Origin of the sequence: Streptomyces sp. SID5785 (assembly GCF_009870065.1) — a bacterium.
GTDB lineage: Bacteria > Actinomycetota > Actinomycetes > Streptomycetales > Streptomycetaceae > Streptomyces.
The window spans coordinates 1-10,165 of record NZ_WWIA01001124.1; the positions used below are offsets into that span (position 1 = coordinate 1).

Below are 10,165 nucleotides of genomic sequence, written 5' to 3' on the forward strand. Positions count from 1 at the left end.
GACGGCGGTGCAGCGCACGGTGCCGGACGAGGTGCTCGGCCGGACCGCGGCGGCGGCCGGGACCGTGCTCTTCACGCCGGGCGCCGTGGCGATGGCCGCGGGCGCGGGGCTGGTGGCCCTGGCGCCGGTGTCCGTGCTGCTGCCGGTGACCGGCGGGGCGGGGCTCGCGCTGGCCGCGTACTGCCGCGGGGTCAGGGCTTCCAGGACGGGTCGCGGCCGCTCAGTCCGATGACCCGGTCGAGGAGCGGGGCGCCGTCGGGGACCGGGACGACCGGGCCGAAGAGTCCGTCGCCGCCGCCGTCCTGCGGTGCGAGGAGCTGCTCGGCGGCCCGCAGCGCGGCCTCGTCGGGCGTGTACTCCTGGCCGGTGGCCCGTGCGACGTCCCAGCCGTGCACGACGAGTTCGTCGGCGGTGACCAGACCGGCGACGGCGCCGGGCAGTTCGAGTCCGCCGGCCCGGGTCATGCCCTCCCAGGCCGCCGCGTCGTCCCACACCTCGGCCAGGTCGTCGAGGGCAGGCGGCAGCGCGGCCCGCCAGTCGGGGGCGAGTTCGGGCCGGGTGCTGCCCGGCGCGGTGTCGGTGAGCGGGCCGGTGTCCTTGCGCCCGGCGGCCCCCAGCCCCGCGCAGAGGCCGCCGAGGTGGCCGAGGAGGTGGCGGACGGCGTAGTCGGGGCAGGGGGTGGGCAGGTCGAGCTGGTCCTCGCGGACGCCGTGCACGAGCCGTGCCACGATGCGGGCCTGCGGGCCGATGTCCACTGTCGTGTCACTCATGGGTGTCCCTTCCGGAGAGCGGTCGGTACCGGGTGAGGACCCACCGCGGATCCTCACCCCTACTGACCTCTCCGCCGCCCGTGACTCATCGGTGCCGCGGCTCAGAGTACGGCGAGCGCCTCCCGGACCGCGGCGAGATCGGCGTCCGAGGCGAGACCCACGTGGTAGAGCCGCAGCTCGTGGGCGCCGAGGGCGCGGGCGGCCTCGGCGTCGGCGCGCAGGGTGCCGGGGCTGCCGCCCATGCCGGCGACGACCGTGAGGTTCGCGGCGATCACGCCCCGGCCCTGTGCGGCGAACGGGGTCACGAGGCCGGCCCCGCCGGTGCAGGGCACGACGACGCCGTCGGCGACGGAGAGGATGTGCGCGGGGTCGACGCCCACGTTGGCCCCGCAGTGGTACGGCACCGGGTCCGCGTGCAGCAGGACCTGGAAGCCGGGGCCGCCGGCCGCCGCCCGCACCGCCGCGACCGCCGCCTCCTGGAGGCTCTGCGCGGTGGTGTCCCGGTGGGCCCGGGTCGCGGCCGCCGGGCCGGCGCCGAGCAGCTTCTCGACCGCGTCCCCGCCTTCGTCGGGGACCTGGCCGCGCCACACGGGTTCCAGGGCGGTCCGTACGGAGCGGGCGAGCGCGTCGGGGTCGAGGCCCTGGCGGCCGTACCCCTCGCGGCAGGCGAGGCAGAAGCACAGGGACATCAGGTACTGCCCGGCCTCGCCGAGCGCGACGCCCGCCGTCTTGTCGTGGGCGTGCAGATGCGCGAGCCCGTACCAGCCGAGCGATTCGAGTTCGGTGCCGCGGGCGCCGGGCCGGGTCGCGGCCTCGGCGGCCAGGTCGACGAGGTACGCGCGGGTCGCGGACTGGGCGATGCACGGCGCCCAGGGGTAGCGGTCGCCGTAGGCGTTGACGACGGACGTGTCGGGGTGTTCGGCGCCGAGGCGGGAGTTGTGGGCGAGGACGACCCAGGTGTGCACGTCGAGCCCGGCGGCGGTGAGCGCGGCGGCGGCCTCCCCGAAGGCGTCGCCCGGCGCCCAGTCCCCGGCGGGGTACGGGGCCGGGACCCGGCCGTGCCAGCGCTCCCGCCCGGCGGGGTAGAGGACGGCGGCGTGCTCGGCGGTCACGACGCGGTGGCGCGGGTGGCGCGGGGTGAGCGCGCGGGTGGAGTGGTAGGCGGCGGCGAGCGTCACCTGCTCGGCGCCGAGGTCGGCGATGCGGCGGGCGGCGTCCGGGTCCCCGTTGACGTCCCAGGGGTAGACGAAGACGGACGTCCTCACGCGCCGGTTCCTTCCACCAGGGTGAGGCCGCGGTCGAGGAGTTCGGCGAGCCGCTTGAGGTGCTCCTCGTGGGGTTCGTGCAGCGGCGGGCGGACCTCGCCGACGTCGAGGCCGCGCATCCGGACACCGGCCTTGACGAGGGAGACCGCGTAGCCGCGGCCCTGGCCGCGCAGTTCGACGAGCGGGCGGTAGAAGCCGTCGAGGAGCCGGTTCACCGTCGTGTCGTCGCCGGTGTTCAGCGCCCGGTGGAAGGCCTGGGCGATCTCGGGCGCGAAGCAGAAGACGGCGGAGGAGTAGAGGGTGATGCCGATGCCGCGGTAGGCGAGCCCGGTCAGTTCGGCCGTGGGCAGGCCGTTGAAGTAGAGGAACTCGGCGTCCGGGGCCCCGGTGCGCACGGCGCTGAGGGTGCGCTGCATCAGGTCGAGGTCGCCGAGGCCGTCCTTGAGGCCGAGGACGCCGGGGTGCCGCGCGAGCTCCACGACGGTCTCGGGGGTGAACACGGCGTTGTCGCGCTGGTAGACGATGATGTCGAGCGAGGTGGCGTCGGCCAGCTGCGTGTAGTGCCGCAGCAGGCCCTCCTGTCCCGCGACCACGAGGTAGGGCGGCATGGCGAGGAGTCCGTCGGCGCCCGCCCGCTCGGCCCGGCGGGCGAAGTCGACGGCGAGCGCGGTCCCGTACCCGGCGCCCGCGACGACCGGCACCGCGCCCCCGGTCGCCTCGACCGCGGCGGCGACGCAGGCCTCGAACTCCTCGGGCGTGAGCGCGTGGAACTCCCCCGTGCCGCAGCAGGCGAACACCGCGGCGGCCCCGGCCTCGACGCCGCGCCGCACATGGGTGCGGTAGGTGTCGAGGTCGACGCCGCCGTCGGGTCCGTACGCGGTGACGGGGAAGAACAGCGGCCCCCGGGGGATGCTGAGTCGGGCGGCGAGCGGGGCTGACGTCACGGGCTCTCCCTGAACTGGCACACCGTGTGTGCACGTTTCTGATCCGCGTCCACATCTCTGAACGCGCTCACCGTAAGCCGCCCCAAAGGGGGCGGTCAAGCGCCCGAACTCGTCCGGCGTCGCCGGAATTTCGGCCTCCGGCTCACCTCCGCGCGATCGGGGCCGGCGGCGGTGCGGCCCTTGACGCGACACTCGGACGCTCCTTAGCGTGTCCATGGATGTGAACCCTGCTCACACATACGCCCCAGGAGATTCCGCGCATGGCCGTTCCCGCCGCGTCCCGCACCATCCTCCTCACCGGCGCCGCCGGCGGCCTCGGCACCCTGATGCGCGAGCTGCTGCCCCGGCACGGCTACGACCTGCGCCTCCTCGACGTGCGCCCGGTCGAGAACGCCCCGGACGCGATCGTCGCGGACCTCAACGACACGGCGGCCCTGCGCGAGGCCGTCCGCGGCGTGGACGGGGTGCTGCACCTCGCGGGCATCTCCCTGGAGTCCACGTTCGACAAGATCCTCGAGTCGAACATCAGGGGCACCCAGCGCCTGTACGAGGCCGTGCGCGAGGAGGGCGCGGCCCGGGACGGCGCGGCCCCCCGCGTGGTCTTCGCCTCCTCCAACCACGCGATCGGCTACACCCCGCGCCCGCGCGTCGAGGACGGCGCCCCGCTGGTCCCCGTCGGCACGCTGCGCCGCCCCGACACCTTCTACGGCCTGTCCAAGTCCTTCGGCGAGGACCTCGCGCAGTACTACTGGGACGCGCACGGCGTCGAGACGGTCTCGGTACGCATCGGCTCCTGCTTCGCCGAGCCGACCGACGTCCGCATGATGTCGGTCTGGATGAGCCCGGCCGACGGCGCCCGGCTCTTCGACGCGGCGCTGACCGCCGAGGGCGTCGGGCACACGGTCGTGTACGGCTCGTCGGCCAACACCCGGGTGTGGTGGGACCTGTCCAGCGCCCGGGCGCTCGGCTACGCGCCGCAGGACGACTCCGAGGTCTACGCGGAGAAGCTGCTCGCCGAGTTCGGCCCGCTCAGCGAGGACAACCCGGCCCACCGCCACATGGGCGGCCGCTTCATCAACGACCCGCCGATCTGGCCCTACTGAGACACGGCGGCACACCGCGGGCGGGCACCATACGGGCCCGCCCGCACCGCTGTCCGGGCACCCGCGGCGCCCGAACGCCGCCCCTCTCCCGCTCCGGCGCAGGTCGGCGCCGATCATCGCCTCCCGCGAAACGGGCACGAACGGGCAGCATCGGGCCCGTGACAGGCCTGGCCTGTGCCGTACGACGCCGGTACAACTTCCGTACGGGCCGCACCGGGCCCGAACGGGCGCCCGCGGGCACCCGGGCACGGCAGGCACGGCAGTCACGGCGAGAGCGGCAAGAGGGTGGACCGGATGAGCGCGGAGGAACGGCAGCGGGAGATCGTGCGCACGGCGCGGCGCACCGGCGCCGTCGACGTCAACGACCTCGCGGCCGAGCTCGGCGTGGCCAGGGAGACGGTCCGCCGCGACCTGCGCGCCCTGGAGGACCACGGTCTGGTGCGGCGCACGCACGGCGGGGCGTACCCGGTGGAGAGCGCCGGGTTCGAGACGACACTCGCCTTCCGCACGACGATGCACGTCCCGGAGAAGCGGCGGATCGCCTCGGCCGCCGCGGACCTGCTCGGGGACGCCGAGACCGTCTTCGTCGACGAGGGGTTCACTCCCCAGCTGATCGCCGAGGCGCTGCCGCGCGACCGCCCCCTCACGGTCGTCACGGCGTCCCTGGCCACGGCGGGCGCACTCGCCAAGGCCGAGGGGTTCACCGTGCTGCTGCTCGGCGGACGGGTGCGCTCCGGCACACTCGCCACGGTCGACCACTGGACGACGAAGATGCTCGCCGGATTCGTCGTCGACCTCGCCTACATCGGCGCCAACGGCATCTCCCGCGACCACGGCCTGACCACCCCCGACCCCGCCGTCAGCGAGGTCAAGGCGCAGGCGATCCGGGCGGCGCGGCGCACGGTCTTCGCCGGGGTGCACACCAAGTTCGGCGCCGTCAGCTTCTGCCGGTTCGCCCCGGTGGGCGCGCTGGAGGCGATCGTCACCGGCAGCCAGCTGCCCGCGTCCGAGGCACACCGCTACGCGCTGATGGGCCCGCAGGTCATCCGCGTCTGAACTCCCCCGGGGCGTCCGGCGGTTCCGCACACCCACCGGCGCACCTTTCGTCCCCCTACACGACAAAAGTCCAGGAGCACTCATGCGAACCCAGAGCCGACGGAGGCCACCGGGCGCCCTGCTCGCGACGGCCGCCGCAGGGACGCTGCTCGCCCCTCTCCTGTCCGGCTGCTGGGCCGGCGCCGGCGGGCTCGGACAGGGCGGTGACTCCATCAACGTCCTGATGGTGAACAACCCCCAGATGACCGACCTGCAGAAACTCACGGCCGAGCACTTCACCCGCGAGACCGGCATCAAGGTCAACTTCACCGTCCTGCCCGAGAACGACGTCCGCGACAAGATCAGCCAGGACTTCGCCAACCAGGCCGGCCAGTACGACGTCGCCACCCTCAGCAACTACGAGATACCGATCTACGCCCGCAACGGCTGGCTGCACGAGCTCGGTTCGTACGCGAAGAAGGACTCCGGCTTCGACCAGCAGGACATCCTCGCCCCGATGCGCGAGTCCCTCACCGGTGACGACGGAAAGCTCTACGGCGAGCCCTTCTACGGCGAGTCGTCCTTCCTCATGTACCGCAAGGACGTCTTCGCGCGAAAGGGCCTCACGATGCCCGCGCACCCCACGTGGCAGCAGGTCGCCGACCTCGCCGCGAAGGCGGACGGCGCGCAGCCCGGCATGAAGGGCATCTGCCTGCGCGGACTGCCCGGCTGGGGCGAGCTGATGGCGCCCCTCACCACCGTCGTGAACACCTTCGGCGGCACCTGGTTCGACCAGGACTGGAACGCCCGCCTCGGTGACAAGGGCTTCAAGGACGCGACGAAGTTCTACGTCGACCTGGTGCGCGAGCACGGCGAGTCCGGCGCCGCCCAGTCCGGCTTCGCCGAGTGCCTCAACAACCTCACCCAGGGCAAGACCGCCATGTGGTACGACGCGACCTCCGCGGCCGGCTCCCTGGAGTCCGCGAAGTCCCCGGTCAAGGGCAAGATCGGCTATGTGCCCGCCCCCGTCGAGCGCACCCGCAACAGCGGCTGGCTCTACACCTGGGCCTGGGGCGTCCAGAAGGCCTCCCACAACCCCGACCGCGCCTGGAAGTTCGTCTCCTGGGCCTCCGGCAAGGGCTACGAGAAGCTCGTCGGCGAACAGGTCGGCTGGTCGGACGTGCCCGCGGGCAAGCGCGCCTCGACCTACGAGATCCCCGCCTACCGCAACGAGGCCGCCGCCTTCCAGGAGCAGACCAGGGCCGCCATCGCGGGCGCCCGGCCGCGCGATCCCGGGGTGCAGAAGCGGCCCGCGCCCGGCATCCAGTTCGTCGGCATCCCCGAGTTCACCGATCTCGGCACCAAGGTCTCGCAGGAGATCAGCGCGGCCATCGCCGGGCGCCAGTCCGTCGACACGGCGATCGCCAAGTCCCAGAAACTCGCCTCCGAGATCACGAAGGAGTACGAGGGCCGATGACCACGACACCGACGGCGGCCCCGGTCTCCGCCTCCCGCGCCCCCACCACCACCGCTCCGCGCTCCCCCGGCCGGCTGCGTGCCTGGGCCACCCGCGCCCCGCTGCTCCCCGCGCTCGTCTTCATGATCGTGGTGACCCAGCTGCCGTTCGTGGCCACGCTGGTCATCTCGTTCTTCGACTGGAACGCGCTCTACCCCGACGCCCGGCACTTCACCTGGTTCGGCAACTACGCGGAGGTCCTCACCGACGCGGACCTGCGCAAGTCCGTGCTGACCACCATCGTGCTCACCGTCAGCGTGGTCGTCGTCAGCCTGGTGGTCGGGCTCGGCCTCGCCCTGCTCCTCGACCGCCGCTTCAAGGGACGCGGCCTGGTCCGCACCCTGCTGATCGCCCCGTTCCTGCTGGTGCCGGTCGCGGCGGCGCTGCTGTGGAAGCACGTGCTCTACAACCCCGAGTACGGGCTCCTGAACGGCCTGCTGCACTACGTCGGCGGACCCCAGCCGGACTGGATCTCCGACACCCCGCTGATCGCGGTGGAGGTCTCGCTGATCTGGCAGTGGACGCCGTTCATGATGCTGATCCTGCTCGCCGGGCTGCAGTCCCGCTCCCCCGAACTCGTCGAGGCCGCCCGCATGGACGGCGCCGGACCCTGGCAGGTCTTCCGCCATCTGACCCTGCCCCACCTGCGCCGCTACCTCGAACTGGGCGCCCTGCTCGGGTCGATCTACATCGTGCAGAACTTCGACGCCGTCTTCACCCTCACGTCCGGCGGCCTCGGCACCGCCAACCTGCCGTACACCGTCTACCAGTCCTTCTACCAGGCCCACGAGAACGGTCTGGCCTCGGCGGCGGGCGTCCTCGTCGTCATCGGATCGATCATCATCGCGACGTTCGCGCTGCGTGTCGTGTCGTCGCTGTTCCGTGAGGAGGTGGCCCGCGGATGAACGACGCAGGCTCCGTCAAGTCGTTCCTCAGGACCAAGGGGCTCGGGCTCGTCGCCTGGCTGGCCGGGATCGTGTTCTTCCTGCCCGTCGCCTGGATGGTGCTGACCTCCTTCCACTCGGAGACGGACGCGGCGACCAACCCGCCGTCCTTCGCCGCCGCCCTCACCCTCGACGGGTACCGCGACTTCTTCGGCGCCGGCGGCGGCCTCGGCCCCTGGCCCGCGCTGATCAACTCGGCGGTCGCGTCCGTCGCGTCGACGCTGTGCGTGCTGCTGCTCGCGCTGCCCGCCGCGTACGCCCTGTCGATCCGCCCGGTGAAGAAGTGGACCGACGTCCTGTTCTTCTTCCTGTCCACGAAGATGCTGCCGGTCGTCGCGGGCCTGCTGCCGCTGTACCTCTTCGCGAAGAACACCGGCTTCCTGGACAACATCTGGCTGCTCGTCATCCTCTACACCTCCATGAACCTGCCGATCGCGGTGTGGATGATGCAGTCGTTCCTCGCCGAGGTGCCGGTCGCCGTCATCGAGGCCGCACAGATCGACGGCGCCCGGCTGCCGACCGTGCTGGCCCGGGTGGTCGCCCCGATCGCGCTGCCCGGGATCGCCGCGACGGCCCTGATCTGCTTCATCTTCAGCTGGAACGAGCTGCTGTTCGCCCGGGTCCTGACCGGCGTCGTCGCCGAGACCGCGCCCGTCTTCCTGACCGGCTTCATCACCAGCCAGGGCCTGTTCCTGGCCAAGGTGTGCGCCGCGTCGCTCGTCATCTCCCTGCCGGTGCTCGCGGCGGGGTTCGCCGCCCAGGACAAACTCGTCCAGGGCCTGTCGTTGGGAGCTGTGAAATGAAGGCCGCGATCGTCGAGTCCGTCGGCAAGGTCGTCGTCGGCGAGGTCCCCGACCCCACACCCGGACCGCGCGACGTCGTCGTGGAGGTCGCCGCCTGCGGCCTGTGCGGCACCGATCTGCACATCCGCCAGGGCGAGTTCGCGCCGACGCTGCCCGTCGTCCCGGGCCACGAGTTCGCCGGCACGATCGCCGCGGTGGGGAGCGCCGTCACCGAGGTCCGGACCGGCGACCGGGTCGCCGTGGACCCCTCCCTGCACTGCCACGAGTGCCGCTACTGCCGGGCCGGACGCGGAAACCTGTGCGAGCGCTGGGCCGCCATCGGCGTCACCACGGCGGGCGGCGCCGCCCAGTACGCGCTCGCGCCCGTCGCCAACTGCGTCCCGCTGCCCGACCACGTGCGCACCCAGGACGCGGCCCTGATCGAACCGCTGTCCTGCGCGGTCCGCGGCTACGACGTCCTGAACTCCCGGCTCGGCTCCCACGTCCTCATCTACGGCTCCGGGACGATGGGCCTGATGATGCTCGAACTGGCCAAGCGCACGGGAGCGGCGAGCGTCGACGTCGTCGACCTCAACCCGGACCGGCTCGAGACCGCCCGCAGGCTCGGCGTCTCCGCCTCGGCCGCCGGCCCCGACGAGCTGGACCGCCCGCAGGGCTGGGACGTCGTCGTCGACGCGACCGGCAACGCGGCGGCGATCCAGGACGGCCTCGGCCGCGTCGCCAAGGCCGGCACCTTCCTCCAGTTCGGCGTCTCCGACTACGCGACCCGGGTCACCATCGACCCGTACCGCATCTACAACCAGGAGATCACCATCACCGGCTCGATGGCGGTCCTGCACAGCTACGAGCGCGCCGCGGAACTCTTCGCGGGCGGCGTCCTCGACCCCGACGTCTTCATCAGCGACCGTCTCCCGCTGGACGCCTACCCCCAGGCCCTCGACCAGTTCGCCTCGGGCGTGGGGCGCAAGATCGTGGTGGTGCCCTGACCCCGGGCCCTGGCTCCGGGCCCTGACCTCGGGCGCCGGCTCCGCCCCGTCCCGACCCGCCCGTACGGCGATGCCGGGCTCCCCACGGTGGGGAGCCCGGCATCGCCGTACGGGGGGAGATGCTCCCTACAGCGCCTGCGCCGCCGGCTTCACCATGCCGCGGACCGTGCGGGACTTCACGAAGTCGCCCATCGCCGTCATGTCCCACTCTCCGGAGAACTGCCGGATCAGCTTCGCCATCATCACGCCCGTCTGGGGCTCCGCGTTCGTCAGGTCGAAGCGGACGAGCTCCTCGCCGGTGGCCGCGTCCACCAGTCGGCAGTAGGCCTTGGCGACCTCGGTGAACTTCTGGCCCGAGAACGAGTTCACCGTGAAGACCAGGCCCGTGACCTCCTGCGGGAGCCGGCCGAGGTCGACGACGATGACCTCGTCGTCGCCGCCGCCCTCACCCGTCAGGTTGTCACCGGAGTGCTTGATCGCGCCGTTCACGATCGAGAGCTTGCCGAAGTAGCAGCTGTCGATGTGATTGCGCTGGGGCCCGTACGCGATGACCGAGGCGTCCAGGTCGATGTCCTTGCCCCGGTACGCGGGCTCCCAGCCGAGGCCCATCTTGACCTGGCTCAGCAGCGGGGCGCCGCCCTTGACCAGCGACACCGTCTGGTTCTTCTGCAGGCTGACCCGGCCCTTGTCCAGATTGATCTTCCCCGCGCCGGGGGCCGGAGCGGCGGGCGCCGCCGCGGGGGCCGCGGCCGGCGGCGGGGGCGGGGCGATGCGCGGGTCCACCGGCGCAGTGGTCGGG

General features: G+C 72.7%; 10 protein-coding genes and 1 pseudogene. 7 read left to right on the forward strand and 4 right to left on the reverse strand.

Going from position 1 to position 10,165, the window contains the following annotated elements:
- A pseudogene (locus GTW43_RS37790) lies at positions 1 to 232 on the forward strand (MFS transporter); the annotation flags it as partial.
- Here the strand turns inward: GTW43_RS37790 and GTW43_RS36245 are convergent.
- The 3 genes from GTW43_RS36245 to GTW43_RS36255 form a co-directional block, all read right to left on the reverse strand.
- A complete protein-coding gene (locus GTW43_RS36245) occupies positions 192 to 770 on the reverse strand; it encodes a TIGR03086 family metal-binding protein (protein WP_161306221.1) in 579 nt (192 codons plus the stop codon). The pseudogene GTW43_RS37790 and the gene GTW43_RS36245 overlap by 41 nt on opposite strands.
- 101 nt (positions 771 to 871) lie before the next feature.
- Positions 872 to 2,035 (reverse strand): hypothetical protein, encoded by a 1,164-nt coding sequence (locus tag GTW43_RS36250; RefSeq protein ID WP_161306222.1) that lies wholly within the window; start codon positions 2,033 to 2,035, stop codon positions 872 to 874.
- Complete coding sequence (locus GTW43_RS36255; protein WP_161306223.1) at positions 2,032 to 2,979, reverse strand: 5-dehydro-4-deoxyglucarate dehydratase; 948 nt, start codon at positions 2,977 to 2,979, stop codon at positions 2,032 to 2,034. Before GTW43_RS36255 ends, GTW43_RS36250 begins: the two co-directional genes overlap by 4 nt.
- 260 nt (positions 2,980 to 3,239) lie before the next feature.
- Between GTW43_RS36255 and GTW43_RS36260 the strand changes: the two genes are divergently transcribed.
- The 6 genes from GTW43_RS36260 to GTW43_RS36285 all read left to right on the forward strand — a co-directional run bounded on the left by GTW43_RS36260 (position 3,240) and on the right by GTW43_RS36285 (position 9,366).
- Complete coding sequence (locus GTW43_RS36260) at positions 3,240 to 4,082, forward strand: NAD(P)-dependent oxidoreductase (protein WP_161306224.1); 843 nt, start codon at positions 3,240 to 3,242, stop codon at positions 4,080 to 4,082.
- Positions 4,083 to 4,376: 294 nt separating this feature from the next.
- On the forward strand, positions 4,377 to 5,138 hold the full coding sequence (locus tag GTW43_RS36265; protein ID WP_202502377.1) for a DeoR/GlpR family DNA-binding transcription regulator: 762 nt from the start codon (positions 4,377 to 4,379) through the stop codon (positions 5,136 to 5,138).
- Between the two features lie 82 nt (positions 5,139 to 5,220).
- Positions 5,221 to 6,594, forward strand: coding sequence for a sugar ABC transporter substrate-binding protein (locus tag GTW43_RS36270; RefSeq protein ID WP_161306226.1), 1,374 nt, complete (start codon positions 5,221 to 5,223; stop codon positions 6,592 to 6,594).
- Positions 6,591 to 7,538: a sugar ABC transporter permease gene (locus GTW43_RS36275; protein WP_161306227.1), complete on the forward strand. Its 948-nt coding sequence runs from the start codon at positions 6,591 to 6,593 to the stop codon at positions 7,536 to 7,538. Before GTW43_RS36270 ends, GTW43_RS36275 begins: the two co-directional genes overlap by 4 nt.
- Positions 7,535 to 8,380 carry a carbohydrate ABC transporter permease gene (locus GTW43_RS36280; protein WP_161306228.1) on the forward strand — a complete coding sequence of 282 codons (846 nt, stop codon included), beginning with the start codon at positions 7,535 to 7,537 and terminating at the stop codon, positions 8,378 to 8,380. Before GTW43_RS36275 ends, GTW43_RS36280 begins: the two co-directional genes overlap by 4 nt.
- Complete coding sequence (locus GTW43_RS36285; protein ID WP_161306229.1) at positions 8,377 to 9,366, forward strand: zinc-dependent alcohol dehydrogenase family protein; 990 nt, start codon at positions 8,377 to 8,379, stop codon at positions 9,364 to 9,366. The genes GTW43_RS36280 and GTW43_RS36285 overlap by 4 nt, the downstream gene beginning before the upstream one ends.
- Positions 9,367 to 9,492: 126 nt before the next feature.
- Here the strand turns inward: GTW43_RS36285 and GTW43_RS36290 are convergent.
- Positions 9,493 to 10,165: TerD family protein (locus tag GTW43_RS36290; RefSeq protein ID WP_202502378.1), on the reverse strand; the 673-nt coding region annotated here is incomplete at its 5' end.

Excerpts from the sequence above, each read along its gene's own strand:
- GTW43_RS36245 (WP_161306221.1), bottom strand. The coding sequence starts at position 770 with ATGAGTGACACGACAGTGGACATCGGCCCGCAGGCCCGCATCGTGGCA.
- GTW43_RS36260 (WP_161306224.1), top strand. The coding sequence starts at position 3,240 with ATGGCCGTTCCCGCCGCGTCCCGCACCATCCTCCTCACCGGCGCCGCC.
- GTW43_RS36265 (WP_202502377.1), top strand. The coding sequence starts at position 4,377 with ATGAGCGCGGAGGAACGGCAGCGGGAGATCGTGCGCACGGCGCGGCGC.
- GTW43_RS36270 (WP_161306226.1), top strand. The coding sequence starts at position 5,221 with ATGCGAACCCAGAGCCGACGGAGGCCACCGGGCGCCCTGCTCGCGACG.
- GTW43_RS36275 (WP_161306227.1), top strand. The coding sequence starts at position 6,591 with ATGACCACGACACCGACGGCGGCCCCGGTCTCCGCCTCCCGCGCCCCC.
- GTW43_RS36280 (WP_161306228.1), top strand. The coding sequence starts at position 7,535 with ATGAACGACGCAGGCTCCGTCAAGTCGTTCCTCAGGACCAAGGGGCTC.
- GTW43_RS36285 (WP_161306229.1), top strand. The coding sequence starts at position 8,377 with ATGAAGGCCGCGATCGTCGAGTCCGTCGGCAAGGTCGTCGTCGGCGAG.